At 60.3% G+C, this 26,005-nt stretch carries 20 protein-coding genes; 5 read left to right on the plus strand and 15 right to left on the minus strand.

The genetic code is table 11. The features are described 5' to 3' along the window. Positions 1-156 precede the first annotated feature (156 nt). Positions 157-804 (minus strand): TetR/AcrR family transcriptional regulator, encoded by a 648-nt coding sequence (locus ACIQAL_RS01240; RefSeq protein ID WP_166593806.1) that lies wholly within the window; start codon positions 802-804, stop codon positions 157-159. Between the two features lie 93 nt (positions 805-897). On the opposite strand from ACIQAL_RS01240, the gene ACIQAL_RS01245 reads away from it, so the two are divergent. From ACIQAL_RS01245 to ACIQAL_RS01260, 4 genes are all read left to right on the plus strand, one after another. Further along, positions 898-1,998, plus strand: a complete 1,101-nt coding sequence (locus ACIQAL_RS01245) for an efflux RND transporter periplasmic adaptor subunit (RefSeq protein ID WP_401141572.1) — start codon at positions 898-900, stop codon at positions 1,996-1,998. A gap of 6 nt (positions 1,999-2,004) precedes the next feature. After that, positions 2,005-5,079, plus strand: coding sequence for an efflux RND transporter permease subunit (locus tag ACIQAL_RS01250; protein ID WP_401141575.1), 3,075 nt, complete (start codon positions 2,005-2,007; stop codon positions 5,077-5,079). A 96-nt stretch (positions 5,080-5,175) separates the two neighbouring features. After that, the gene (locus tag ACIQAL_RS01255; protein ID WP_401141576.1) at positions 5,176-6,543 is read left to right on the plus strand and encodes a Fic family protein; all 1,368 of its coding nucleotides are present in this window, start codon (positions 5,176-5,178) and stop codon (positions 6,541-6,543) included. A gap of 135 nt (positions 6,544-6,678) precedes the next feature. Continuing rightward, a complete protein-coding gene (locus ACIQAL_RS01260) occupies positions 6,679-7,245 on the plus strand; it encodes a DUF4337 domain-containing protein (protein ID WP_401141579.1) in 567 nt (188 codons plus the stop codon). Between the two features lie 70 nt (positions 7,246-7,315). Here the strand turns inward: ACIQAL_RS01260 and ACIQAL_RS01265 are convergent, their stop codons facing one another. The 7 genes from ACIQAL_RS01265 to ACIQAL_RS01295 form a co-directional block, all read right to left on the minus strand. After that, positions 7,316-8,005, minus strand: coding sequence for a DUF4197 domain-containing protein (locus tag ACIQAL_RS01265; RefSeq protein ID WP_401141581.1), 690 nt, complete (start codon positions 8,003-8,005; stop codon positions 7,316-7,318). A gap of 45 nt (positions 8,006-8,050) precedes the next feature. Continuing rightward, the gene (locus tag ACIQAL_RS01270) at positions 8,051-8,452 is read right to left on the minus strand and encodes a YbaY family lipoprotein (protein WP_166593557.1); all 402 of its coding nucleotides are present in this window, start codon (positions 8,450-8,452) and stop codon (positions 8,051-8,053) included. A gap of 63 nt (positions 8,453-8,515) precedes the next feature. Beyond that, positions 8,516-11,008, minus strand: a complete 2,493-nt coding sequence (plsB, locus tag ACIQAL_RS01275) for a glycerol-3-phosphate 1-O-acyltransferase PlsB (RefSeq protein ID WP_401141585.1) — start codon at positions 11,006-11,008, stop codon at positions 8,516-8,518. A 247-nt stretch (positions 11,009-11,255) separates the two neighbouring features. Further along, the gene (locus ACIQAL_RS01280) at positions 11,256-11,633 is read right to left on the minus strand and encodes a hypothetical protein (protein ID WP_341959618.1); all 378 of its coding nucleotides are present in this window, start codon (positions 11,631-11,633) and stop codon (positions 11,256-11,258) included. Positions 11,634-11,723: 90 nt separating this feature from the next. After that, entirely contained in the window at positions 11,724-12,533 is an 810-nt protein-coding gene (locus ACIQAL_RS01285; RefSeq protein WP_401142377.1) for a putative RNA methyltransferase, read from the minus strand. Then, on the minus strand, positions 12,533-13,684 hold the full coding sequence (gene dapE, locus ACIQAL_RS01290; protein ID WP_401141588.1) for a succinyl-diaminopimelate desuccinylase: 1,152 nt from the start codon (positions 13,682-13,684) through the stop codon (positions 12,533-12,535). Before dapE ends, ACIQAL_RS01285 begins: the two co-directional genes overlap by 1 nt. A gap of 98 nt (positions 13,685-13,782) precedes the next feature. Continuing rightward, positions 13,783-16,371, minus strand: coding sequence for a glycosyltransferase (locus ACIQAL_RS01295; protein ID WP_401141592.1), 2,589 nt, complete (start codon positions 16,369-16,371; stop codon positions 13,783-13,785). Positions 16,372-16,733: 362 nt separating this feature from the next. Here ACIQAL_RS01295 and tcdA point away from each other — a divergent pair, with 362 nt between their 5' ends. After that, positions 16,734-17,558: a tRNA cyclic N6-threonylcarbamoyladenosine(37) synthase TcdA gene (tcdA, locus tag ACIQAL_RS01300; protein WP_166593552.1), complete on the plus strand. Its 825-nt coding sequence runs from the start codon at positions 16,734-16,736 to the stop codon at positions 17,556-17,558. A gap of 143 nt (positions 17,559-17,701) precedes the next feature. On the opposite strand, the gene ACIQAL_RS01305 is transcribed toward tcdA, so the two are convergent. From ACIQAL_RS01305 to ACIQAL_RS01335, 7 genes are all read right to left on the minus strand, one after another. Next, positions 17,702-18,106: a SufE family protein gene (locus ACIQAL_RS01305; protein ID WP_401141595.1), complete on the minus strand. Its 405-nt coding sequence runs from the start codon at positions 18,104-18,106 to the stop codon at positions 17,702-17,704. Further along, positions 18,103-19,308 (minus strand): aminotransferase class V-fold PLP-dependent enzyme, encoded by a 1,206-nt coding sequence (locus ACIQAL_RS01310; RefSeq protein ID WP_401141598.1) that lies wholly within the window; start codon positions 19,306-19,308, stop codon positions 18,103-18,105. Before ACIQAL_RS01310 ends, ACIQAL_RS01305 begins: the two co-directional genes overlap by 4 nt. 114 nt (positions 19,309-19,422) lie before the next feature. After that, the gene (gene dapD, locus ACIQAL_RS01315; protein ID WP_166593549.1) at positions 19,423-20,457 is read right to left on the minus strand and encodes a 2,3,4,5-tetrahydropyridine-2,6-dicarboxylate N-succinyltransferase; all 1,035 of its coding nucleotides are present in this window, start codon (positions 20,455-20,457) and stop codon (positions 19,423-19,425) included. A gap of 30 nt (positions 20,458-20,487) precedes the next feature. Then, positions 20,488-20,844, minus strand: coding sequence for an ArsC family reductase (locus tag ACIQAL_RS01320; protein ID WP_401141601.1), 357 nt, complete (start codon positions 20,842-20,844; stop codon positions 20,488-20,490). A 271-nt stretch (positions 20,845-21,115) separates the two neighbouring features. Then, positions 21,116-21,823 (minus strand): M12 family metallopeptidase, encoded by a 708-nt coding sequence (locus ACIQAL_RS01325; RefSeq protein ID WP_401141603.1) that lies wholly within the window; start codon positions 21,821-21,823, stop codon positions 21,116-21,118. Positions 21,824-21,995: 172 nt separating this feature from the next. Next, positions 21,996-23,192 carry a succinyldiaminopimelate transaminase gene (gene dapC, locus ACIQAL_RS01330; RefSeq protein ID WP_401141606.1) on the minus strand — a complete coding sequence of 399 codons (1,197 nt, stop codon included), beginning with the start codon at positions 23,190-23,192 and terminating at the stop codon, positions 21,996-21,998. A gap of 78 nt (positions 23,193-23,270) precedes the next feature. Further along, positions 23,271-25,970: a [protein-PII] uridylyltransferase gene (locus ACIQAL_RS01335; RefSeq protein WP_401141609.1), complete on the minus strand. Its 2,700-nt coding sequence runs from the start codon at positions 25,968-25,970 to the stop codon at positions 23,271-23,273. Between the last annotated feature and the right edge of the window lie 35 nt (positions 25,971-26,005).

The raw sequence follows: 26,005 nt of genomic DNA on the forward strand, positions 1-26,005 counted from the left end.
TGAACGTGAATTCGCCCTCGAACCTGTGGGAGCGAATTCATCCGCGAAGCGGTTGTTCAGGCGATGGATCTCTATCGACCGGACGGACCATTCGCGAATGAATTCGCTCCCACAGATATCCACGCAAGGCCTGCCTTCGGTGGTGTGACTGAATACTCAGGCTCTGTACGCCCTCAAAAACAACGCCACCACTTCCTGCACATGCTGCTCGCTCGTCTGCTCATCCGGCACGCCGCCGTTCCCGATCAGCAACCGGAAATTGCACACGCCCTTGATCAAACTCAAAAAGTGCCCTGCCGCGCTCGCAGGCGAATCGAAATGCAAGCCGTCGGTGTCATTAACCCGCGTCAGAAAACGCTCCATTTCCTGAAGGATTCGTTGCGGACCGGCTTCGAAAAACACCGCTGATAGCGTCGTATCCTGCGTGCCGAGGGCGATCATCAAACGGTGCAGTTCGATGGATTCCGGGCTGTTGATGAGGGTGTGAAAGCCTCTCGCAATACCCAGCAACACTTTCTCCACCGGCGCATTTTGTGCGACATCCACGAACAGTTCAGGCAACTGTTCCTCGCAGCGGGCCACCACCGCTGCCGAAAACAGCGTCTCTTTGTCGGTGAAATGGCTGTAGACCGTCAGCTTGGAAACCCCGGCCTCCGCCGCGACGGCGTCCATGCTGGTACTCGCATAACCGTTGCGCACGAACAGGTCCTTGGCCGCATCAAGGATCGCCTTGCGTTTGACCAGGTCTTTTGGACGGCCGGGACCGGCGGTCGAAGGGGAATCGCTTAAATAGTTTTCAGGCATATTCGTTTGATTAGTGGACTGTTCAGTTCGGTAATTCTTAATATACTCGCCAGTACAATTATTCAAAGCTCCCTCTTGCCAAGGTGCCACACCATGTTTCGCGATGCCTTGTTCCTTGCTGTGCCCATCAGTCTGGTGTCGCTCCTCGCGGGCTGCGGTCGGGAAGTCTCCGTTACTGCCACCGTGCGTCCCGCCATGGTAGTGCAACCGCAGCCCTCGTCCCAATCCATGGACAGCTATCCCGGCGAAGTCCGCGCCCGTTTCGAGCCCGATCTGGCTTTCCGTATCCCCGGCAAAGTCAGTAAGCGCCTCGTGGAAGAGGGTGAGCGGGTCAAGGCCAATCAGCCCCTCGCTGAACTTGATGCTCAGGACGTGCGCCTGCAACTGGATGCCACGCGGGCACAAGTCGCTGCCGCCGAGGCGAACGTGCAGATGGTCCGCTCGGAACGTGACCGTTACAAGACATTGATGGACCGGCAGATGGTCAGCAAGTCCCAATTCGACAACGCCGAAAACCTGTACCGCGCCGGTGATGCTCGCCTCCGACAGCTCAAGGCCGAATTTACGGTTGCCGACAATCAGACCAGCTACGCCGTGCTTCGTGCGTCTCAGGACGGCGTCGTCGCCAAACGACTGGTGGAAGTCGGTCAGGTGGTGGCCGCCGGGCAAACCGTGTTCACCCTTGCTGCCGATGGCGAGCGGGAAGTCTCGATCAGCCTGCCGGAGCAGAACTACGGCCGGTTCAAGATTGGCGACCCGGTATCGGTCGAGCTGTGGACGCAACGGGAACAGCGTTTCCCCGGTCGTATTCGCGAGCTGTCGCCGGCGGCTGATCCGAAATCCCGTACCTTCGCGGCGCGCATCGCCTTCGCCGGTGGCAAGGTCCCGGCTGAACTGGGGCAAAGCGCCCGAGTGTTCATTGCGTCCGAACACAACGTGCCGCTGTCCGTGCCGTTGTCGGCGCTGACTGCCGAGCAGGGGCAAACCTACGTCTGGCGTCTGCAAAGCGACAACACCCTCAAACGAACCCCGGTGCAGGTCGGCGCCTACGGTCAGGAGTCGGTCCCGGTACTCGGCGGCCTCGAAGCCAGCGACTGGGTGGTGGCGGCGGGCGTTCATGTGCTGCACGACGGCGAACAGGTTCGCCCGGTCGATCGCAGCAACCGTGCGGTGAAACTGGCGGCGAAGGAGTAAGCACGGATGCGTTTCAACCTTTCCGAATGGGCCCTGCGCAATCGGCAGATGGTCCTATACCTCATGATTCTTCTGGCTGTCGTCGGTGCGTTGTCCTACACCAAACTGGGACAAAGCGAAGACCCTCCGTTCACCTTCAAGGCCATGGTCATTCGCACGCTGTGGCCCGGCGCCAGTGCTGAGGAAGTGGCGCGCCAGGTCACCGACCGCATCGAAAAGAAACTGATGGAAACTGGCGACTATGAGCGCATCGTCTCGTTCTCGCGGCCCGGCGAGTCCCAAGTCACGTTCATGGCGCGGGATTCCCTCGTCTCGGCCAAGCTCCCGGAGCTGTGGTATCAGATCCGTAAGAAGATCGGCGACATCCGCGCCACGCTGCCGCCGGGCACCCAAGGCCCGTTCTTCAACGATGAATTCGGCACCACCTTCGGCAACATTTACGCGCTGACCGGGGAAGGTTTCGACTACGCCGTGCTCAAGGACTACGCCGACCGCATTCAGATTCAGCTGCAACGGGTCAAGGATGTGGGCAAGGTCGAGCTGATCGGCTTGCAGGACGAGAAGATCTGGATCGAGCTGTCCAACGTCAAACTCGCCACCCTCGGCCTGCCGCTGCAAGCCGTGCAACAGGCGCTGGAAGCCCAGAACGCAGTCGTGGCCGCGAGCTTTTTCGAGACGCCGAGCGAGCGCATTCAGTTGCGCGTGACCGGGCGTTTCCAGACCGTCGATGAAATCCGCAACTTTCCGATTCGCGTCGGTGATCGCACGTTCCGCATCAACGATCTGGCCGACGTGCGCCGTGGCTTCAATGATCCGCCCGCGCCCGAAATGCGCTTTATGGGGCAGAACGCGATTGGCCTCGCAGTGGCCATGAAGGACGGCGGTGACATCCTCGTTCTGGGACGCGCGCTGGAAACCGAGTTCGCTCGCTTGCAGAACAACCTCCCGGCGGGCATGGCGTTGAGCAAGGTGTCCGATCAGCCCGCTGCCGTGAAAACCAGCGTTGGCGAATTCGTGCAGGTCCTCGCCGAAGCTTTGGGCATCGTGTTGCTGGTGAGCTTCTTTTCCCTTGGCGTGCGCACCGGCATGGTGGTGGCGCTGGCGATTCCGGTGGTGCTGGCGATGACCTTCGCCACGATGTATTACCTCGGCATCGGCCTGCACAAGATTTCCCTCGGCGCACTGGTGCTGGCGTTGGGCTTGCTGGTGGACGACGCGATCATCGCCGTGGAAATGATGGCGATCAAAATGGAGCAGGGTTACGACCGGCTCAAGGCCGCGAGTTTCGCCTGGACCAGCACCGCGTTCCCGATGCTCACCGGTACGCTGATCACCGCCGCGGGTTTCCTGCCAATCGCCACAGCGCAGTCGAGCACTGGTGAATACACCCGTTCGATCTTTCAGGTGGTGACTATCGCGCTGTTGGCGTCGTGGGTCGCGGCGGTGGTGTTCGTGCCGTACCTGGGCGAACGTCTGTTGCCCGATCTGGCGAAAATTCACGCGGCCAAACACGGCTCCGGCCCCGACGCACCGGACCCCTACGGCACCCCGTTCTACACGCGTGTACGCGGTCTGGTGGGTTGGTGCGTACGGCGGCGCAAGACGGTCATCGTGCTGACCATTGCCTTGTTCGCGCTGTCGATTTTCAGCTTCCGTTTCGTGCCGCAGCAGTTTTTTCCCGCCTCGGGAAGGCTGGAGCTGATGGTCGATCTGAAACTGGCCGAAGGGGCATCGCTGAGCAACACCACTGAACAGGTCAAGCGCCTGGAAGCGATGCTCAAATCCCATGCCGGGGTCGAGAATTACGTAGCGTATGTCGGCACCGGCTCGCCTCGTTTCTACCTGCCGCTCGACCAGCAACTGCCTGCCGCCAGCTTCGCGCAGTTCGTCGTACTGGCCAAAACCATCGAAGACCGCGAAGCGCTGCGCGCCTGGCTGATTCAGACGCTGGATGAGCAATTCCCGATGTTGCGTCCTCGGGTCACGCGCCTGGAAAACGGTCCGCCCGTGGGCTATCCCGTGCAATTCCGCGTGACCGGCGAGCACATCGATGAAGTGCGGGCGCTGGCGCGTAAGGTCGCCGCGAAGGTGCGCGAGAACCCTCACGTGGTCAACGTGCACCTGGATTGGGAAGAACCGAGCAAGGTCGTGTACCTCAACGTCGATCAGGACCGCGCAAGAGCGTTGGGCGTGACCACGGCCGACCTGTCGAGCTTCCTGCAAAGCCAGCTGACCGGCTCCAGCGTGAGTCAGTACCGCGAGGACGACAAGCTGATCGAAATCCTGCTCCGTGGCACCGAACAGGAACGTCATGATCTGGGCGGGCTGGCAAGTCTCTCGGTGCCCACCGCCAACGGCAGCAGCATCGCCTTGTCGCAAGTCGCTACGCTGGAATACGGCTTCGAGGAAGGGGTGATTTGGCACCGCAACCGGCTGCCGAACGTGACCATCCGCGCCGACATCTATGGCAAGGAACAGCCCGCCACACTGGTCAATCAGATCCTGCCGACGCTTGATGACGTGCGCGCCCAGTTGCCGGATGGCTATTTGCTGGACGTCGGCGGCACCGTTGAAGACTCTACGCGAGGGCAGAACTCGGTGAACGCGGGCGTGCCGCTATTTATCGTGGTCGTGCTGACCTTGCTGATGATCCAGCTGAGAAGTTTCTCACGCATGTTCATGGTGTTTCTGACAGCCCCGCTGGGCCTGATCGGTGTGACGCTGTTCCTGCTGATCTTCCGCCAGCCCTTCGGCTTCGTCGCCATGCTCGGCACCATCGCGCTGTCCGGAATGATCATGCGCAACTCGGTCATCCTTGTGGACCAGATCGAACAGGACATCGCCGCCGGGCTCGACCGTTGGCAAGCCATCATCGAAGCCACCGTCCGCCGCTTCCGCCCGATTGTCCTGACCGCACTGGCCGCAGTCCTGGCCATGATCCCCCTGTCCCGCAGCGTGTTTTTTGGCCCGATGGCCGTGGCGATCATGGGCGGGTTGATCGTCGCGACCGCGCTGACATTGCTGTTCTTGCCAGCCCTGTATGCGGCGTGGTTCAGGGTGAAGAAGGGGGAGGCCGTTTAGAGGTCGTTCAATCATGTCTCAATTTTTCGAACGGTTGAGACATGATTGCTTTGCTGCTGTACTGCTGTCTCAGCAATTCAATGGATTGAGATATCAATGCTCAAGTCTCCGCCTCCCCTGATTTCTCATGAACAGTTGTTCGCCCAGACGGCCGAAAATCGCTTTTGGCAAAACCCGGCAGAATATCTGGCGCTGCATAAACCTCTGGACGATCAGGGTCGCTACCTTCATTTCGATCAATTGCGGCACCGCTGGCGAGCCGGGCTTGATCCGCGCATCTGCTGGAGCATGGTCAAGTCGGCTCGTCTTTCCCAACAAATGCCCATCCTTGCACAAGACGGTCTACACGCCAGCGCCGGTTATGTACTGACGCCTCTGGCACAGAAGGCGGTCTCCCTTGTTGATCGCCATGCAACCATGGCAGCGCTTGAGCACATGACCGGCCACATCGGCGAGAACGCGCATTTTCATTATCTGCTTAACGACCTGATCGAAGACGAGGCCATCAGCAGCAGCCAGCTTGAAGGCGCCGCAACCACGACGGCGGTCGCCAAGGACATGCTAAAGCGCAACCGTCAGCCCCGTACGCCGGATGAGCGGATGATCATCGGCAATTTCGAGCTGATGCAGTTCGCCTGGGAACAGCGCAGCGAGCCGTTGAGTCTTGCGCTGATCACTCGCCTACACGAAGTGGGCGTATCAGGCATCGACGACGCCAGCTATTCGCCCGGCCAGTTTCGGTTGAACGATGATGTCGTGGTTCAAGACGGCGACGGCAATACCGTTCATGTGCCGCCGCCTGCTCAAGCTCTGGCCGCCCGACTGGAGCGATTGGCGCAGTGGGTCAACCTTACGCATCACGAGAGGGATGGGGTCGGGTATCTGCACCCGATGATCAAGGCCATCGCCTTGCACTTTGCGATCGGCTACGAACACCCGTTTCGCGATGGCAACGGCCGTGTCGCGCGAGCCTTGTTCTATTGGTATCTGTTTCGTCACGACTTTTCGGCGTTTCGCTATATCGCGATTAGCGTCCTGCTGCGCAATGCGCCGGTCAAATACGGCAAGTCCTACCTGTACACCGAAACCGATGAGATGGACCTGACGTATTTCATCGACTACCAGTGCTCCGTGATCACACGAGCGTTGGGTGAGTTCTTGACCCTTTACAGGCAAACGTTGACCGACGCCCTGCGTTTCGATCATTGGCTTGAGCAGTCCTCGTTATTCGACAAACTCAGCGATAAACAAAAGGCCGTTCTTCAGGTAGCGCTCAACGGCATCGATAAGGAATTTACGGCGGTCAACGTCAAAGAAAACCTCCAATGCTCGTACAACACCGCGTCCACCGCGTTGAATGGTCTGGCCATTCTCGGCGCGTTCGAGAAAACCAAAGTAGGGCGCGAATGGGTGTTCACGCTGCGCAATCGAGCGGCGCTTCGGGAGAGGTTCGACGGCGGATAAGTCGTCGCCTTTCTACAGCCTGAACGAAACGTCACTTCCGCTTCTCGACTCCACGAATATCACCTATATTCGCGCCGCCAGCCTCTGGCTGCTCAAGCACCTCCGAGTCAACGTCGTGTCAGGCGATAGAAGTCCATGTCCGAATCCTTCGAAGTTCCCAGCCCTCATGAACATCATGTCGAGCATGCGCACACCACCGGGGATCGGTTTGCCGGGAAGATCGCGGTCATGACGGCGATCATGGCGACGGTCGGCGCGTTGTTGAGCTATCAGGCCGGTTCCACTGAAAGCGAAGCGGCGATGGACAAGAACAACGCCGCGATCAAGAAGACCGAGGCGTCGAATCAGTGGAATTACTACCAGGCCAAGTCGAGCCGTGAAAACCTCGCGGACCTGGCGAGCCACATGCCCGGTCTGGACACCGCGCATTACGTCGCGGAGGTCCAGCGTTACAAGGCTGATAAAGAGGCGGCCAAGATCAAGGCCGAAGCCCTTGAGGAGCAGGCGCGAGAGTGGGACGAGAAATCCGAGCATGTGCTGCATTCTCACCACCGCTGGGCGCAGGCGATGATGGCGATTCAGATGGCCATTTCCCTCGCGGCGATCACCTTGCTGACCCGCAAGGAGTGGCTGCAGAAAGTCTCGTACGGCGCAGGGGGCGTCAGTGTCTTGCTCGGCGTGATGGCTTGGCTGCATCTCTGAACGCGGCTCATGAAAAAGCCCCGGCACTTCGCAGTGTCGGGGCTTTTTGTTGCTCGCGAAAGGGTGCCCGTTAAAGCGCGCCGAACACTTTCTTCGCCAGACTGGTGGCGGCACCGGCCGGGTTGGCGCGGATGCCTTCTTCCTGTTTGGCGATCATGTCGAACAGGCCGTCGAGGGCTTTTTCGGTCACGTAGCCTTCGATGTTCGAGTCTTTCGCGTCGACCACGCCGAGGCTCGCGGCCTTCCCAGCGAAGCTGTTGTATTGCTGCGCCAGGCCCACTTTGTCGGTGGCTTGCTTGACGATGGGCAGGAACTTGGCGCGGATCTGATCGCGGCTGGATTTGTTCAGGTACTGAGTGGCCGAATCTTTGCCGCCGGTCAGCACGCCCTTGGCGTCAGACACGCTCATTTTCTTCACGGCATCTACCAGAATCGCCTGGGCCTGTGGCACAGCGGCTTCGGCTGCCTGGTTCATGCTGGTTTCCAACTGATCCACCTGATTGCCCATGCCCAGCAGCTTCATCTTGCTCGCCACTTTGCCCAGCTTGCCCGGCAGCTCGATGCGCACGTCCTTGTTGTTGCTGAATCCGCCCGGCACGCCCAATTGCTTGACGGCAATCTGCGCACCTTGGGTCAGCGCGTCCTTGAGACCACCGGTGGCGTCCGACTGCGAGAGGTCACCCAGCGACAGCGCGAAGGCATTGGCCGAGAGCAACAGCCCGGCGAACAGGCCAGTGAACGAGAGGGAGCGAAGCAGCATGGGTAACGTCCTTTTCGGAGGTGAAGAAAATCGGGCAAAGGCCCTTTAGCTGGCCGGGTTTACACGGATCTTGACCCGCGGTTTCTCTTCCAGCGTCAGGTCCACCGTATAGCGTTCGGTGCTGATCAGCAGCAGCTTGCCATCGACCTCGATGCGCGCGCTCACGGCATAGGTGTGGCCCGGCTTGACCTGTTGCTGATCGTAGGTCAGATGGAAGGGCAAAGGAACCTGTCCCTTGATCGGGCCGCTTTCGCTGGCCAGCGTCTGAGCCGGTGCGTCAGCCAGCGAAACGTCTTGCAACGTGACTTTCAGGGTAGCGGTCGGCGGCAGGGCCATGCGTTGCAGGTAGAACACCTCGCCATCGAGGGTGCCTTTCAAATTGTCCGGTGCGTGACCGGCGCAAGCGGCCAGAACGGTGGTGGCCAGGGCCAGAATCAGGTGTTTCATCGGGTGAATCTCCATGTCACAAAGGGGGCGTGCCCGCAGATGCCGTACGTTGAGCGCGATGGCTCAGACACTCGGGCCTGCGTCTAAGACCTCTTCATCGCGGTGCAGTGCCACTTGGCGAATCGACAATCGAATTTCCGCCGGCAAAACCCGCTTGGCGGCACCCTCGGCCAGTTCGCCCAACAGCTCGTGATAGCCCAGTTTGCCGGTGTCGTCCTTGCGCAGCACATCCTCGTCCAACAAACTCTGGATGAAATGGCGGAACAGGCTCTTGTCGAAGAATTCCGGGGCGTTCAGGCCATGCAGGATCGACAGGCGCTGAGCCATGATCGTGCACAGGTCTTCCAGCTCTTCGGCCGTCAGCGTGTGCTGCCCGTTGTTCAGCAACAGCGCGATGGCCATGTAGAAACGTTGCAGCGTCTGGGCGATGGCACGGGACAGCAACGTCAGCAGCACAAAACTTCGCGAGCTAGGGGCCGGACGCAAATAGACGTCGTTCTCGAAGCGCAGCAGCCCTTGCTCGACGAACGCGGCCAGCCACTGATCGATGACGTCATCCAGATCGTCCAGCGACCAACGGATGAACAACTCCGATTGCAGGTACGGATACAGCGCTCGGGTGTAGCGCAACACTTGCTCGCGGGTCATGCGCGACGAACTCTGGAAGAAGCTCGCCAGCAGCGCGGGCAGCGCGAAGATGTGCAGCACGTTGTTGCGGTAATAGGTCATCAGGACAGCATTTTGCTCGTCCAGATAAAGGATTTTGCCGAGCCTGTCGCTCTGCTCCGACAGCAGGTCCATGCCTTTGACGTGCGCGATCAATGCCGCGCCGTCGCCTTCCGGCAAGGTGGTGTGGGGCGAATACGGCACGCTGCGCAGCAAGGTCAGGTACAGGTCGAGCACTCGGGACAGCGCGCGGTCGTCCAGCGCGTGCTTGTTGGTCGACAGCAGGGCCAGCGCCACCAGATTAACCGGATTGACCGCCGCAGCTTCGTTCAGATGACGTGCGACCCGTTCACCGAGGCAATGGGTCGTTGCGTTCAGCCACGCGGGCTTGAACACCGGCCCCAGGTCCTGGGTGCGCCAGTCGGGCTGTTCGTGGTTGAGGAACTCTTCCAGCTTGATCGGCTCGCCGAAGTTCACCGACACCTGACCGAACTTCTGCTTGAGCGCCCCGATGACTTTGAAGATGTCGAAAATCGACTCTTTTTTCTTCGTTGCCCCGCGCAGTTCGCCGAGGTACGTGCGGCCTTCCAGCACGCGCTCGTAACCGATGTAGACCGGCACGAAGACGATGGGCGTACGGGAATTGCGCAGGTAGCTGCGCAGGGTGATCGCGAGCATGCCGGTCTTGGGTTGCAGCATGCGCCCGGTGCGCGAGCGGCCGCCCTCGACGAAGTATTCGACCGGGAAGCCTTTGGTGAACAGGGTGTGCAGGTATTCGTTGAACACGGCGGTGTACAGCGGATTACCCTTGAAGGTGCGGCGCATGAAAAACGCCCCGCCCCGTCGCAGCAGGCCGCCAATGACCGGCATGTTGAGGTTGATGCCCGCTGCGATGTGCGGGGGCGTCAGGCCGTTGCGGAACAGCAGGTACGACAGCAGCAGGTAGTCGATGTGGCTGCGGTGGCAGGGCACATAAATGATCTCGTTGCCCTGCGCAACGTTCTGCACGCCTTCGATGTGGCTGACTTTGATGCCGTCGTAGATCTTGTTCCAGAACCAGCTCAGCACCACTTCCAGAAAACGGATGGCGGTGTAGGTGTAATCCGAAGCAATTTCGTTGCCGTAGTGCAGGGCTTTTTCCCGGGCCTTGGCTTCCGGAATTTTCTCGCGGGCGGCTTCGTCGAGAATCGCCTGTTTGACCAGCGGATCGTTGATCAGGCCTTTCACCAGGTTGCGTCGGTGAGAGATGTCGGGGCCGATGACCGCTGCTTTCAGGTTGCGGAAATGCACCCGCAACAGACGTTGGGCCATGCGCACGGTGCGCTCGTAGCCCTTGTTTTCGTCGACGAGGTCGCGCACGTGGATCGGTGCGGAGAATTGCACGCGGGTCTTGCGGCCCAGAATCAGGATGGTGATGAACTTGCGCAACCGTCCGGTCACGGCCCAGCTGTCGGCAAACAGCAATTTCCACGGGCTGTCTTCCTTGTCTGGCGACTGCCCCCAAAACACGCTGACCGGGATGATCTGTGCGTCTTCGGTGGCGTTTTGCGTGACGGCACCGACCAATCGCTCCAGCGTCGGCGGGGCGCCGCGTTTGTCTTGACGACCCAGCCAGTCGGGCTCAGGCGTGAGGTAAAAGAACGCAGCGGCCTCGGTCAGATCGCCGACCGCCACCGGCAGCACCGGGCGCGGCAAACCGGCCTTGCGGCACTCGGTGTCGAGCACGGCCAGATCGGTCATCGACGGGTTTTGCAGCGCGTAAAACACCGGTCGGCTGCGGTCCAGATTGAGGGTGAAAGACGACTGATTGATCGTCTCCGAACGCACCCACACATACAGCAGGCGACGCAAGGTGCCGAACACGAGACGGCGAAACGGGGAGCGGGTCATACGAATTCTGCGCTGAGGGGCAAAGCCCACGAAGCAGTCAGTTTGCCGGATATGGCGGGGATGGGCAAAGCGGCGGCGGGAAGGGGCGGGTAAATCCCCTGTGGGAGCGAATTCATTCGCGATGCGATGGTGAAGCCGGTACGCATCTGGCGGATGTACCGGCCAATCGCGAATGAATTCGCTCCCACAGGTTTATAGGTGCACGTCAAAACGACGCATGGCGCATCCGACCCTGGTTTGCGGCGTCTTACGACGTCCGCCAGGTAATCTCTTCCTCACCGTCCGCACTGATGCGAATCCAGCGGTCGGCGTCTTCGTCGCTTTCTTCCTCGACCCACGTGCCCGGTGCGCAGCGCACTTCGACGTTCAAGGCTTTGAAAGCGGCGCGGGCGCAGGCGATGTCGTCGTCCCACGGGGTTTTATCGCTGTCCAGACACAGGCTGTTCCACTTTCCTACAGCCTTGGGGATCCAGGTCACCGGGATGTCACCGGCGGTGCATTTCCAGGTCTGGCCTTTCTGCACCCATTCGCTGCACGGGCCGATGTCGGCGGTCAGCCAGGTGGTGATGGCCTTGTGATCGACGTCAGCGTCTTTCAGGTAAATCTCGATATCGGGTTGGCGCATGGATACCTCTGGGTTGTTCTGGAAAATCCATTCGCGGATTCATTCGGTGTTTCGTGTTCAGTGTTTCGGGTCTGGTATTGAGTCAGCCGGTCACTGCAAAACGAAATAATCGTAGCGCATCGACACGGTCACCTCGAACGGCTCGGCCTGATCGATGACATTGGCCCGGCGTTCAGCACTGGCGCGCCAACCGTGGGGCGTCATCGCCAGCAGATTAGCCCGGGCCTGACCGTCCACCAGCGTCAGTTTGAAACGCAAGGTTTCACTGTGTTTCAAGACCATGCCTTCCGGCACCAGCGCCAAGTGCTTGTCATCGGCGTAATCGCGAACTTCGTCGTACAGCCGCTGGCGCAATTCCATCAGGTGTTCGTTGGTCGGTCCTACACGCATCAAGCCGCCGCCGGGCGACAGCAGACGCTTGGCCTCGTCCCAATCGAGCGGGCTGAACACGCTGGCGATGAACTGAACACTGGCGTCTGGCAACGGCACGCGAGCCATGCTGGCGATCAACCAGGTCAGGTTCGGGTCGCGTTTGCAGGCGCGTTTGACCGCTTCGCGAGAGATGTCCAGCGCATAACCATCGGCATGGGGCAGGGCTGTGGCGATCTGGGCGGTGTAATAGCCCTCGCCGCAACCGATGTCGAGCCAGTGCGCGGGGGCGCGTTCGGCGGCCAGCTCAGCGAGACGCTTCGCCACCGGAGCGTAATGCCCGGCGTTGAGAAAATCCCGGCGCGCCTCGACCATCGCCTGATTGTCGCCAGGGTCGCGGCTGTTCTTGTGCTGCACCGGCAGCAGGTTCAGGTAACCCTGACGCGCGCGGTCGAAGCGATGGCCGACCGGGCACACCACACCGTTGTCCGCTGCATCGAGCGGGGCAGAGCAGATCGGGCAGGTCAGCATCACGCGAGCAACTTGACCAGGGTCTGGTAGTAAATCTCGGTCAACACGTCGAGATCGCTGGCCAGAATGCGTTCGTTGACCTGATGGATCGTGGCGTTCACCGGGCCGAGTTCGACCACTTGCGTGCCGAGGGTGGCGATGAAGCGACCGTCCGACGTGCCGCCGCTGGTGGACGCCTTGGTCTCACGGCCGGTGACGCTCTTGATGCTGGACGAAACGGCATCGAGCAACGCACCCGGCTCGGTGAGGAACGGCAGGCCCGACAGCGCCCATTCCACGTGCCAGTCCAGCCCGTGTTTGTCGAGAATGTCGGCCACGCGTTTCTGCAATCCTTCGACCGTGGATTCAGTGGAGAAACGGAAGTTGAACCCCGCCGTCAGGTCGCCTGGAATCACGTTGGTCGCGCCGGTGCCCGAATTCAGGTTGGAGATCTGGAAACTGGTGGGCGGGAAGAATTCATTGCCTTCGTCCCAATGCTCGGCGGCCAGTTCAGCCAGCGCCGGAGCGGCCAGATGAATCGGGTTTTTCGCCAGATGCGGGTAGGCCACGTGGCCTTGAACGCCCTTGACGGTCAGCGTGGCGCCGAGAGAGCCGCGACGGCCATTCTTGACTACGTCGCCCACCAGGGTAGTGCTCGACGGCTCCCCGACAATGCACCAGTCCAGACGCTCCTTGCGCGCCGCCAGACGTTCGACGACCGCTTTGGTGCCGTGGTGCGCCGGGCCTTCTTCGTCGCTGGTGATCAGGTACGCAACCTTGCCCTTGTGGTTGGGGTGGTCGGCGACGAAACGTTCGGTGGCGATGATCATCGACGCCAGGCTGCCTTTCATGTCCGCCGCGCCACGGCCGCAAAGCATGCCGTGTTCATCGATCAACGCGTCGAACGGGTCGTTCTGCCACGCTTTCACAGGACCGGTCGGCACCACGTCGGTGTGGCCGGCGAAACACAGCACCGGGCCCTCTTGCGTGCCATGGGTCGCCCAGAAGTTATCGACGTCTTCGATGCGCATCGGCTCCAGCATGAAACCGGCATCGCCCAGGCGTTTCATCATCACAGCCTGGCAATCGGCGTCGAGCGGCGTGACCGATGGGCGACGGATCAGGTCGCAGGCGAGTTGCAGAGTGGGCGAGAGATCGGCTGGGGCTGTCATGAAAGGTCCGCGCAGTTGAGGTAGGGCGATAAAACGGCAGGTATCTTAAAGCAAAACGGCGACCCGAAGGCCGCCGTTTAGTACAGCACTCCATTGTTTCAGGCCGTGGCCGGTTCCGTCCGGGCCTTGGGTTTGGGCAGCGACGACAGAAACGCCATGATCAGCGCCGCCAGATAGGGCAGCGATTGCACCAGCAGCATCATCACCCAGAAGCGCACGTCATAGCTCGGAAGGCCCTGCACCAAGCAGATGCCCAGCGCTGCGCCCCACAGCAGCAACATGATGAACAGCTCTTCACGGGCCTCGGAAATTGCCACCAGCAGGCCATGGCTGTCGGCGTTTTTCGGGGTGCGGAAGAACGGAATACTGGTGGTGAAGAAGCCATAGAGCACCGCTTTGGCGATGGTGTGCGACAGCGCCAGCCCCGCCAGGGCGGCGTAGAACGCATCCTTGAGGTTCACGCCTACGGCGCGGCGGTAGAGGAAGATGATCTTGCCGACCTTGAAGAAGAACAGGGCCAGCGGCGGGATCGCGAAGATCAGCAGGGGCGGATCGACCCGGTTCGGCACGATGATCATTGCCGCCGACCACAGCAGCGCGCCGACGGTGAAGAAGATGTTCATGCCGTCGGCCACCCACGGCAACCAGCCCGCGAGGAAGTGGTAGCGCTGGCCACGGGTCAATTCGGTGTCCTTGCCGCGCAGCAGGCTGGCGGCGTGGCGTTTGATGATCTGGATCGCGCCGTATGCCCAGCGGAAACGCTGCTTTTTGAAGTCGATGAACGTGTCCGGCATCAGGCCTTGCCCGTAGCTGTGGTGGGCGTACGCGGCGGAATAGCCTTTTTCGAACACCCGCAGGCCCAGTTCGGCGTCTTCACAGATGCACCAGTCGGCCCAGCCCAGTTCTTCGAGCACGGAGCGGCGAGTCATGGTCATGGTGCCGTGCTGGATGATCGCGTCGCGGTCGTTGCGGGTCACCATGCCGATGTGGAAGAAGCCTTTGTATTCCGAGTAGCAGAGCTTCTTGAACGCGCTTTCGTATTGGTCGCGATAGTCCTGAGGCGACTGCACCACGGCGATTTTCGGGTCGGCGAAGTGCGGGACCATGTGCTTGAGCCAGTTGCGGTCAACGCAGTAGTCCGAGTCGATCACGGCGATGACTTCAGCGTCTTTTGCGGTGTGAGGAATCAGGTAATTCAGCGCGCCACCCTTGAAGCCCGCCAGCGGCGCGACGTGGAAGAACTTGAAGCGCTCGCCAAGCATTTCGCAGTGAGCTTTCACCGGCTCCCAGACGGCCGGGTCCTTGGTGTTGTTGTCGATCAACAGCACTTCGAAGTCCGGGTAGTCCAGCGCGGCCAGCGCGTTCAGCGTCTGTTTGACCATCTCCGGCGGTTCGTTGTAGCAGGGCACGTGCACCGAGACTTTCGGTCTGTAGGCTTTGTCCGCATGGACGGGCAGGAATTCACGACGGCGCTTGTGGGTCCAGACCGCTTCGGCCAGTTCGTGGGCCTCGGTCAGCAGCACGATGAACACCCCGAATGCACCCAATGCCAGGAGAAATCCTACGAGCAGGCTGAACCAGGTGCTGTATTGCTGGCTGTAGTCGTAACCGATCCACACCAGCACCGAACCGCACAGGAAAGCGATGAACGTCAGGAAAGTGCGACCGCGCTGGCGCAGGGCCGAGCCGTCGATCAGCAGCAGCGCCAGTGCCAGCATGGCCAGTACGGCCGAGCCCACGGCCAGCACTCGCCATTGCGGGATCGCGACGACGGGGCCTTCGAAGTTGAATTTCTGCTGGCGGTCGGCGTTGTACACGCCCCAATAAGCACCGACCGAGCCTTCATCGCTGGCTTTCCACGGCTGGTCAAACGCTTCGATGACGAAATATTTGAAGCCCTGACGGTTCAGTTTGTTGACCAGCGTGCGCAGGTAAATCGCCTGGTCCGCCTGATTCGCGTCTGCACCGCCGCGCATGTGGCCATTGCTGGGCCAGCCCACTTCAGACAGCAGCAGTGGCTTTTTCGGGAACATGTGTTTGAGTTCTCGGGCGCGATCCAGAACGTACTGCCCGGCCTTGTCCACCGGGATGTATTCCCAGTACGGCAGGATGTGCGCAGCGATCAGGTCCACGTGTTTGGCCAGCTCCGGGTATTTCTCCCAGATGTGCCACTGCTCGGAGGTGGTCACCGGCACTTTCACGGCAGCACGCACGCGGTCGAGGATCGCCATCAGGTCTTTCGGTTTGATCTCCTCGCGATACAGCGCTTCGTTGCCGACCACGACCCGAACCACACTGCGATTGGTGTTGGCTAGTTGAATAGCGGTATTGATTTCCCGCTCGTTGCGTTCAAGATCGGGGCTGATCCAGATGCCCAGTGTCACGCGCAGGCCAAATTCCTCGGCCAGCTTGGGAATGTCCTGCTGAGGGCCGTCCACCGAATAGATGCGGATGCTGTCGGTCCATTTGCTCATCAACTCTAGGTCCTGACGCATCTCTTCGTCGGACGGGTACACGCCCTTCTGTGGGTTTTGTCCCAGGCGGAAAGGGGAATAAGAGAATCCGGAGATGTGTTCAGGCCAGTTGGGTGTGGTCACAGGGCGGTTGATCAGTGCCCAGAAACCCGTGAACAGCGCGGCGATCGCCACGACGACTACCAGGTTGAGTCCAAATTTGCGGGATGGCATAGCGACTTCAGGTTCCAAAGGGGGAACAGGGGGAGGCTGAGACGTCAGCCAGCGAGAGCTTTGGCAGCTGACGAGGGTTGAAGTTCTATTCTGAAAAAAATGTAGGGCGTTTCGTCGTCATATGTGGGGAAAGCCCCCGTGGGACCGAATTCATTCGCGAGACGTCGGTGCAGTCGATAGAGATGCATCGTCCGCACAACCTTTCGCGAATGAATTCGCTCCCACAGGTTGATGTTCAACCCTCGGGATTGCGTTGCACTCAGGGGGCCATTGCCGCTTTTCAGACCAAACAACCCCACCAAACAGCTGTCCCAATTTCACGCACGGCCTATAATGCGCGCCGGTTTTTTGGGGTATTGGTCATGAGCACAGAAGATCCGCGGTTTGCTGGCGTCGCCCGTCTTTACGGCATTGAAGGCCTGGAGCGCTTGCGCGCGGCCCATGTGGCGGTGGTCGGCATTGGCGGCGTGGGTTCCTGGGCGGCGGAAGCCATGGCCCGCTGTGGCGTGGGCGAGATCTCACTGTTCGACCTGGACGACGTCTGCGTCAGCAACAGCAATCGTCAGCTCCACGCCCTGAGCAGCACCATTGGTCGTTCCAAGGTCGATGTCATGGCCGACCGCATTCGCGAGATCAACCCTGATTGCGTAGTCCATGCCGTGGCCGACTTCGTCACCCGCGAGACCATGGCCGAATACATCACGCCCGACATCGACTGTGTGCTCGACTGCATCGACAGCGTCAACGCCAAGGCCGCGCTGATTGCCTGGTGCAAGCGTCGCAAGATTCAGATCATCACCACCGGCGGTGCTGGCGGGCAGATCGACCCGACATTGATCCAGGTCTGCGACCTCAACCGCACCTACAACGACCCGCTCGCCTCGAAAGTGCGTTCGACCCTGCGCCGCGACTACGGCTTTTCCCGCACCGTGACCCGTCATTACAGCGTGCCGTGCGTGTTCTCCACCGAGCAACTGCGCTACCCGAAACCCGATGGTAGCATCTGTTTGCAGAAGAGCTTTGTGGGCGATGGCGTGAAACTCGACTGCGCAGGCGGGTTCGGCGCAGTGATGATGGTCACCGCGACGTTTGGCATGGTTGCGGCCACTAAGGCAGTGGAGAAAATCGTGGCGGGCATGCGTCGCCCATCGGAGCGGGCCAAGGCGAAGGAAGCGGCGCAGTCCTGATTGCCCATGGCATCTGTTTGTTGCAACGCCGCCGCCCCTGTGGGAGCGAATTCATTCGCGAAAGGCCATTTCTGACGATAGATATCTGTCGCCTGAACCCGCTTCTCGCGAATGGATTCGCTTCCATAGGGGCGGCGTCGTATTCAGGCCGCCAACTGGCGCATCTTCTGCAACACGGCATTCAGCCCATTGCTGCGCGAAGCAGAGAGCTGGCGGCTCAAGCCCAGCTGATTGAACCAGTCGTTCAAATCGACGTGCTGCAGTTCGGCCGCCGACAACCCATTCACCCGAGCCAGCAGCAATGCCACCAACCCGCGAATCAACCGGGCATCGCTCGCCGCACGAAACTGCCAGTGACCGTCGATCACCTCGCCCAGCAGCCAGACCTTGCTCTCGCAACCATCAACCAGGCGTTCGTCGGTTTTCTCGTCGTCAGCCAGTAGGGGCAGACGCTCACCCCATTGCATCAGCAGGCGAGCGCGTTGCTCCCAACTCAATGAGGCATTGAAGGTGTTCAGTGCCGTTTGCGCGTCTTCGGGCAGGTTCATCGCAACAACTCCAGCGCCTGATCCAGTGCGTTGAAGAAGCGTTCCAAGTCCTCGGAGTCGTTGTACAGCGCCAGCGACACGCGAATCGCGCCTGACAGGCCAAGGCTGCTGATCAGCGGGATCGCACAATGATGGCCTGCACGCACCGCGATGCCTTGCTCGGTCAGCAGATGCGCGAGGTCGGCGTTGTGCACACCCTCGACCACGAAGCTGACCAACGCCACGTGTGGATCGCCCACCAGCCGAACACCTTCGCGCAACATCAGTCCGGCGCGCAGCAGTTCGTGCAGACGGGCTTCGTGTTCAGCCGCGGCCACCTGATTGACATCGTTCAAATAATCGAGGGTGGCGCCCAAGCCGATGATGCCGGAAATCGGTGGCGTACCCGCTTCAAACCCCAACGGTGCCGGGCGGAACGTCGCATCCTGATAGCCCGCTTGCAGCACCATCTCGCCGCCAAACTGCCAATGTCGCAATTGCGCCAATGCGTGATGGCGACCAAACAACACCCCCACGCCGTCGGGGCCGTACAGCTTGTGGCTGGAAAATATGTAGAAATCACAGTCCAGCGCCTCAACATCGTGACGACCGTGCACGACCCCTTGAGCGCCGTCGATGACCGTCAGCGCACCCTGCGCCTTGGCCAGTGCGACCAGTTCGGCCACAGGCTGCCAGGTTCCCAGCACATTGGAGAGCTGGCTGACGGCGAGTAATCGCGTACGGTTGTTGATCAACGAGGCTGCGGCGTCGAGGTCGATCACGCCCTGAGCGGTTAGTGGCAGCACGATCAGTTTCAGGTCTCGACGTTTCGCCAACCGCTGCCACGGCAAGAGATTGGCGTGGTGTTCCAGCGCGCTGATGACGACTTCATCGCCCGGCTGAAACAGATGCTCAAGCCCATACGCCAACAGGTTGAATGCTGAAGTGGCGCCATGGGTGAACACGATTTGCCCAGAGGAACCGACGTTCAGCCATTCGGCAGCCTTGCGGCGGGTGTCCTCGAATGCCTGAGTCGCCATCGCGCCCGGGAGGTGCTGGGCACGGTGCACATTGGCCGCGCCATTGGCGTAGTAATGGGTCAGCGCATCGATCAGTGCTTGGGGCTTTTGTGCGGTGGCGGCGCTGTCCAGGTATGTCTGGCCTTGCCGTTCGAGGGCGTCGAGAGCGGGGAAGTCAGCGCGCCATGGAGAAATGAGGGACATGGGGATTGACTCTCTGTCCTGTGGGAGCGAATTCATTCGCAAAAGGGTATGTCAGACGACAGCGTAGTGTCGTCTGACATATCGGATCACGAATGAAGGCGCGCCGGCAGTGGATCAGTTGTGAGCGTGCAGCGCTTCGTTCAGCTCGATGGCCGACTTGTGGGATTTGCATTCCACCGCGCCGGTTTGCGAGTTGCGACGGAACAGCAGGTCAGGCTGACCGGCCAGATCACGGGCCTTGAGGACCTTGACCAGCTCGTTTTTCTCATCCAGCAACGCGACCTTGGTGCCCGCGGTGATGTAAAGACCGGCTTCAACAGTGTTGCGGTCGCCCAGCGGAATGCCGATACCGGCGTTGGCGCCGATCAGGCAGCCTTCGCCGACCTTGATGATGATGTTGCCGCCGCCCGACAGGGTGCCCATGGTCGAGCAACCGCCGCCCAGGTCCGAGCCTTTGCCCACGAATACGCCAGCCGACACACGGCCTTCGATCATGCCCGGGCCTTCGGTTCCGCCGTTGAAGTTGACGAAGCCTTCGTGCATCACGGTGGTGCCCTCGCCGATGTACGCGCCCAGACGCACGCGTGCGGTGTCAGCGATGCGCACGCCGGCCGGCACGACGTAGTCGGTCATTTTAGGGAATTTGTCGACGGAGAACACTTCCAGCAGCTCGCCTTTCAGACGGGCTTCCAGTTGACGCTGGGGCAATTCGCCCAGGTCGATGGCGCCCTGGCTGGTCCATGCCACGTTCGGCAGCAGCGGGAACACACCTGCCAGGCTCAGGCCGTGTGGCTTGACCAGACGATGGGACAGCAGGTGCAGCTTGAGGTAGGCCTCAGGCGTGGAAGTCAGTGCGGCGTCTTCGGCCAGCACGGTGGCGACCAGCGGCTTGTGGCTCTCGGCCAGACGGGTCAGCAGCGCAGCTTGAGCGGCGTCAACCGATTTCAGCGCATCCGCCAGCTTGGAGGCCAGATCGGTGTTGAAAGCGATGGCCTGATTGCCACCGGTGTAACCCAGGATTGGCGCCACGGCGGCAACGATTTCAGCCGACGGGTTGAGCAGAGGCAGGGCGTAGAAAACTTCCAGCCAGGTGCCTTGACGATTTTGAGTGCCGACGCCGAAGGCCAGGCTGAACAGGGAAGTGGACATGGGGATACCTCTAATTTGGGGCTATCTCAATCAGGCGATAGCCGCTGCGTACAGTTCGGGTTTGAAGCCAATCAGGGTCTTGTCGCCAAGATCAAGCACCGGGCGTTTGATCATCGACGGTTGAGCGAGCATCAGTTCGATCGCCTTGTCCTGGTCGATGTCCGCTTTTTGCGAGTCGTCCAGTTTGCGAAAGGTCGTGCCGGCGCGATTCAACACCGTCTGCCAGCCGTGCTCGTTGCACCACTGAGTCAGGTGTTCACGGTCGATGCCCTGCGTCTTGTAGTCGTGGAAATCGTAGTTCACCGATTTTTCATCGAGCCAGGTGCGCGCCTTTTTCATGGTGTCGCAGGCCTTGATCCCGTACAGGTGCAACTGTTTGTCAGCCATGAGCTTGCCCCCTCTTTGGGACGATTGGAAAAAACGGTGACGGATTATGCCACGTACACACCGGTTGGGCGCGGCTTGGCGAGGCTTTGTGTGTTTCGACGGGTATTTTTGTGCGAACACACGTCATGCCTTGATTGGCGGCATCAGGGTAAACCAGGAGTATGGCACTTCGACGCTATGCCTCTCCGTGACATCGTCGCCCTGGAACAGACGACGATGCTGTGCACTCGGTTTTGTCGTGGTCAGGCATTGGTCAGGCCTGATGCGGCACTCACTTCGGATACGCCGCCTGCATGAACGCCTTGTCCTTCTCGCTCAGGATGGCATTGTTTCCCACCTCCCAATCTCCCAGCGTGAGGGCGTTATCGACCGGGTAATGCATGATTGAATCCCTGTCGTAAGGCAGCATCAGGGTCGCCTCTGCCGACAGCTTTCCCAGTACGCTTTCGTCGACCACTTCCTTGGAGTGCCCCTTGGATTCATAGAAGGCGTACACCTTCGGTACATCCCACGGGATATCCGCCTCGGGATATTGATGCTCATGCTCCGCACCCAATGCGTGCCCAAACTCATGCATGACGGTACTGGCGAATTTGGGGTCTGAAGGCTGGATGCCCAATACCATGGTCGGATCCCATGGGTCATTGGCCTTCGCAGCGGTGCCGATCAGCGAATAATTCATGCTTGAGTCAGTGGTGATGCGGATATCACCTTTGCCATGATCCGGCTGGCCTTCACGCCCGTCGATGAACTCGAACTGAAGGTTCACATAGGGTTGCCATTCGTTGATCGCATCGATCAGCTTTTGTTGGTGATCCGGTGCCAGGTCGTCATCAATGAAGGCAATTCGCAGCGTGCTGCCGTTTGGCCAGAATGACGAAAGCGCGCCTATCGAACGTCTTTTGCGCTGAGGTGCTGCAGTGGGCGTGTGATGTGTGCCTGCTCGGGTTATCCGCTGGCATTTGAATAAACAGTCCATTTCAAGCCTCCTTGCTTGTGAGTATGGTGAAAGCCAGCGTGCTTCTGGCCCGCATGCATTGTCCCGGATACGCCGACCCCAGTTGATATATATATGTATAGAGGCTGAAATTCAGGCAAAAAAAAGGTCACCTGGAAACCGGTGACCTTGATAGGGCGTTGCAGCTCGGCGATCAGCGGCGCGTCACGAACTCGCGAATCCGTTCGGCTGCCTCGACGCACTCGGCCAAGGGCGCGACCAGCGCCATGCGCACACGGCCTGCGCCGGGGTTGAAGCCGTCCACATCGCGTGACAGGTACGAACCGGGCACCACCGTCACGTGTTCGGCTTCGAACAGGTCACGGCAGAATTGCGCGTCGTCGCCCCCCACGTTTGGCCATAGGTAGAAACTGCCGTCCGGGCGCTGCACATCCATCACCGGGGAGAGGATATCCAGCACCGCATCGTACTTCTCGCGGTACAGGTCGCGGTTGGCCCTGACGTGTTCTTCATCATTCCAGGCCGCGATGCTGGCGAGCTGGGTCTGAACCGGCATGGCGCAGCCGTGGTAAGTGCGGTAGAGCAGAAAGCCCTTGAGGATGTCGGCGTCACCGGCGACGAAGCCCGAGCGCAGGCCCGGTAGGTTCGACCGCTTGGACAGGCTGTGGAACACGACGCAGCGCTTGAAGTCCTGGCGGCCGAGTTCGGCGCAGGCGGTCAGCAGGCCCGGCGGCGGGGTGTCTTCATCGAAATACAGCTCGCTGTAGCATTCGTCGGCAGCGATCACGAAATCGTGCTCGTCGGCCAGCGCGATCAGCTTTTTCAGGATGTCCACCGGAATCAGCGCACCGGTCGGGTTGCCCGGCGAGCACAGGAACAGGATCTGGCAGCGTTTCCAGATGTTCGCGGGCACGGCGTCAAAGTCGGGGTTGAAGCCGTGTTCGACCAGGCACGGCAGGTAATGCGGCTTGGCCCCGGCCAGGAACGCAGCACCTTCGTAAATCTGATAGAACGGGTTTGGGCTGATGACCAGCCCGTCATCGCTGCGATTGACCACGGTTTGGGTGAAAGCGAACAGTGCCTCACGGGTGCCGTTGACCGGTAGCACGTGCTTGCCCGCATCCAGCCAGCCCTGCGGAACGCTGAAACGGCGTTCGCACCAGTGAGCGATGGCTTCGCGCAGGGCTGGTATGCCCGCCGTCGTCGGGTAAACGGCCATCTGGTCGAGGTTGTCGGCCAGTGCCTTGGCAACGAACGCAGGCGAAGTGTGCTTCGGCTCGCCGATGGACAGAGCGATTGGCCGCTTGTCCGGGTTCGGCGTCACGGTGCCCAGCAGCGCGCGGAGCTTTTCGAACGGGTAAGGCTGGAGCTGTTGCAAAGCGTTGTTCATGGGCAATCGGTCTCAGGAAGCGGGGCGCCGGTCCGTTGGGGGGCGGGCGCCGTTGAATAGCCAGAAAAAGGTGTCGATTCAGATGCTGATGCGCAACCCGCTGGTGGGTTCGGGATTGACGCTGAGTTGCGTGACGATGGCATCTTGCAAACGGCTGCACAGTTGCGGGTCAGACAGCGGCTGGTTGTTCTCGTCGGTGAGGAAGAACACGTCCTCCACTCGCTCGCCCAAGGTTGCAATCTTGGCGTTTTGCAGCGACAGGTCGAACTCCAGAAAGATCTTGCCCAGCCGTGCCAGCAACCCCGGACGGTCTGGCGCGCTGAGCTCCAGCACGGTCACCGGTCGCTGCGCATCGTTGGAAATAGTCACCACGGGCGCGAATGCGAAATGCTTGAGCTGGCGTGGCACGCGACGTTTGATGATCGTCGGATAGTCGTCCGGGTTGCGCAGGGCCTCGGTCAAACCTTCACGAATCGCTTTGATGCGTTCAGGGTTTTCACCGATCGAGCCGCCGTCGCTGTCGAGCACGATATAGGTGTCGAGGGTGAACTGACTGGTCGACGTGATGACGCGGGCGTCGTGAATGTTCAGGTTCAGCTGGTCCATCGCCGCCACGGTTACCGCGAAGAAGTCGTGTTGATCCGGTGCATAAATGAATATCTGGGTGCCGCCTTCGAATTCGCGCTGGGTAGTTTCCTTGATCAGCACCAACGGGCCGCCGTCGGCCGGTTGTTGCAGAATCGCATCGCTGTGCCAGGCCACGTCGCCCGCGGTGTGGCGCAGGAAGTAGTCATCGCCCAGTTGCGACCACAGCTGCTCGACGTCGTCCGGATCGGTGCCGTTGCGCACGAGAATGTCCAGCGCCGCGCTTTGGGTACGTCGGATCTGCTCTTCGCGATCCACCGGATTCTCCAGCCCGCGCTTGAGGGCGCGCTTGGTTTCGGTATAAAGCTGGCGCAACAGACTGGCGCGCCACGAGTTCCAGAGCGTCGGGTTGGTGGCGTTGATGTCAGCGATGGTCAGCACATAGAGGTAATCCAGATGCACTTCGTCGCCGACGAACTGCGCAAAGTCGTGAATGACTTGCGGGTCGGAGAGGTCCTTGCGCTGGGCTGTGGTCGACATCACGAGATGGTTCTGCACCAGCCAGACGATCAGTTGGGTGTCCCAGTTCGGCAAGTGGTGACGGATGCCGAATGCTTCGGCATCCACCGCCCCCAGCTCGGAGTGGTCGCCGCCGCGCCCCTTGCCGATGTCGTGGTACAAGCCTGCGAGGTAGATCAGCTCGGGTTTCGGCAACTTGGCCATGAGCTTGCTGGCGAGCGGGAATTTCTCCGACACCTGCGTGTATTGGAGCTTACGCAGATGCTTGATCAGGTTCAGGGTGTGCGCATCAACGGTGTAGATGTGGAACAGGTCATGTTGCATCTGACCGACGATGTGGCCGAACTCCGGCAGGTACAGACCGAGAATGCCGTAGCGGTTCATCCGGCGCAGGTTGCGGTGGATGCCGATCTCGCATTTGAACAGCTCGATGAACAGGCTGGTGTTGCGGATATCGTTGCGGAAGTCGTCGTTGATCAGGTGCCGGTGTTCACGCAGCAGGCGAATGGTGTCGGCACGCACGCCCTTGATTTCCGGGCGCTGGGCCATCAACACGAAGATTTCCAGAATCGCGAACGGCGTGCGCTTGAAGACATTCGGGTTCGTGGCTTCGATGTAGCCATCATGCAACTGGAAGCGCGAGTTGATCGACTCAGTGACGGTATTGGCGTCGTCCGACAGGATCACTTCCTCGAAGTGCTGAATGATCAGGTCACTCAACTGAGCAATGCTCATGACCACGCGGTAATACTTCTGCATGAAGCGTTCGATGGCCAGTTTCGCGTCATTGTCCTGATAGCCCAGCAAACGGGCGATGCTGGTCTGGTAATCGAACAGCAAGCGATCTTCGGAACGGCCCGCCAGCATGTGCAACGCGTAGCGTACCTTCCACAGAAACTCCTGGGAGGCAGCGAGCAACGCGTGTTCGCTTTCCAGCAGGAAGCCCTGGTCTGCCAGGGCGTGAAGATTCAGCGTGCCATATTGACGACGGGCTACCCACAGAATGGTCTGGATGTCGCGTAGGCCACCCGGGGAACCTTTGACGTTCGGCTCCAGGTTGTATTCGGTGTCGAAGTATTTGTGATGACGGGCTTTCTGCTCGGCGCGCTTGGCCAGGAAGAACTCTTTGCTTGGCCACATTTCGCTCGTACTGGTGACTTCCAGCATGCGCTGGCGCAAATGCTCCGGGCCTGCAATGGTGCGGCTTTCCATCAGGTTGGTGATCACCGTCAGGTCCGCGAGGGCCTCGGTGGCGCACTCATCGACCGAGCGCACGCTCTGGCCAACCTCAAGACCAATGTCCCACAGCAGCGTCAGAAAGCGCTCGATGGAATCGCGGAAGACTTCGTGATCGGCGCTGTCCAGCAGGATCAGCAGGTCGATGTCCGAATAAGGATGCAGTTCGCCGCGCCCATAGCCACCCACGGCGAGGAGTGCAATGTCGGCGTCCTCGCTCCAGTCGAACTGTTCCCAGGCTTGCTGCAGGATGTTGTCGACGAACCAGGCCCGGTCCTCGATGAGCCGACGGATTTCCCGGCCCGACTTGAAGCGTTCGTCCAGTACCTCACGGGCCTGACGGATAGCCTTTTTGAAGGCGGCGATGGGGCTCGCTTTCAACGCCAGTTCGGCCTGAAACTGGCCACGATCGAACAAATCTGGGTCCACCTGCGGCATCGAACTGCTTTCCTTCTATCTATATCGCACGGGGT

The sequence above is a fragment of the Pseudomonas sp. NPDC088368 genome, from assembly GCF_044753445.1.
Taxonomy (GTDB): domain Bacteria; phylum Pseudomonadota; class Gammaproteobacteria; order Pseudomonadales; family Pseudomonadaceae; genus Aquipseudomonas; species Aquipseudomonas bambusae.

What these genes read in the sequence shown, in the direction of transcription:
- ACIQAL_RS01255 (WP_401141576.1), top strand. Translation starts at nt 5,176, where the DNA reads ATGCTCAAGTCTCCGCCTCCCCTGATTTCTCATGAACAGTTGTTCGCC.
- ACIQAL_RS01240 (WP_166593806.1), bottom strand. Translation starts at nt 804, where the DNA reads ATGCCTGAAAACTATTTAAGCGATTCCCCTTCGACCGCCGGTCCCGGC.
- ACIQAL_RS01310 (WP_401141598.1), bottom strand. Translation starts at nt 19,308, where the DNA reads ATGTCCCTCATTTCTCCATGGCGCGCTGACTTCCCCGCTCTCGACGCC.
- ACIQAL_RS01245 (WP_401141572.1), top strand. Translation starts at nt 898, where the DNA reads ATGTTTCGCGATGCCTTGTTCCTTGCTGTGCCCATCAGTCTGGTGTCG.
- ACIQAL_RS01265 (WP_401141581.1), bottom strand. Translation starts at nt 8,005, where the DNA reads ATGCTGCTTCGCTCCCTCTCGTTCACTGGCCTGTTCGCCGGGCTGTTG.
- ACIQAL_RS01270 (WP_166593557.1), bottom strand. Translation starts at nt 8,452, where the DNA reads ATGAAACACCTGATTCTGGCCCTGGCCACCACCGTTCTGGCCGCTTGC.
- plsB (WP_401141585.1), bottom strand. Translation starts at nt 11,008, where the DNA reads ATGACCCGCTCCCCGTTTCGCCGTCTCGTGTTCGGCACCTTGCGTCGC.
- ACIQAL_RS01250 (WP_401141575.1), top strand. Translation starts at nt 2,005, where the DNA reads ATGCGTTTCAACCTTTCCGAATGGGCCCTGCGCAATCGGCAGATGGTC.
- ACIQAL_RS01295 (WP_401141592.1), bottom strand. Translation starts at nt 16,371, where the DNA reads ATGCCATCCCGCAAATTTGGACTCAACCTGGTAGTCGTCGTGGCGATC.
- ACIQAL_RS01325 (WP_401141603.1), bottom strand. Translation starts at nt 21,823, where the DNA reads ATGGACTGTTTATTCAAATGCCAGCGGATAACCCGAGCAGGCACACAT.
- ACIQAL_RS01260 (WP_401141579.1), top strand. Translation starts at nt 6,679, where the DNA reads ATGTCCGAATCCTTCGAAGTTCCCAGCCCTCATGAACATCATGTCGAG.
- ACIQAL_RS01335 (WP_401141609.1), bottom strand. Translation starts at nt 25,970, where the DNA reads ATGCCGCAGGTGGACCCAGATTTGTTCGATCGTGGCCAGTTTCAGGCC.
- dapC (WP_401141606.1), bottom strand. Translation starts at nt 23,192, where the DNA reads ATGAACAACGCTTTGCAACAGCTCCAGCCTTACCCGTTCGAAAAGCTC.
- dapE (WP_401141588.1), bottom strand. Translation starts at nt 13,684, where the DNA reads ATGACAGCCCCAGCCGATCTCTCGCCCACTCTGCAACTCGCCTGCGAC.
- ACIQAL_RS01285 (WP_401142377.1), bottom strand. Translation starts at nt 12,533, where the DNA reads ATGCTGACCTGCCCGATCTGCTCTGCCCCGCTCGATGCAGCGGACAAC.
- ACIQAL_RS01305 (WP_401141595.1), bottom strand. Translation starts at nt 18,106, where the DNA reads ATGAACCTGCCCGAAGACGCGCAAACGGCACTGAACACCTTCAATGCC.
- dapD (WP_166593549.1), bottom strand. Translation starts at nt 20,457, where the DNA reads ATGTCCACTTCCCTGTTCAGCCTGGCCTTCGGCGTCGGCACTCAAAAT.
- ACIQAL_RS01280 (WP_341959618.1), bottom strand. Translation starts at nt 11,633, where the DNA reads ATGCGCCAACCCGATATCGAGATTTACCTGAAAGACGCTGACGTCGAT.
- tcdA (WP_166593552.1), top strand. Translation starts at nt 16,734, where the DNA reads ATGAGCACAGAAGATCCGCGGTTTGCTGGCGTCGCCCGTCTTTACGGC.
- ACIQAL_RS01320 (WP_401141601.1), bottom strand. Translation starts at nt 20,844, where the DNA reads ATGGCTGACAAACAGTTGCACCTGTACGGGATCAAGGCCTGCGACACC.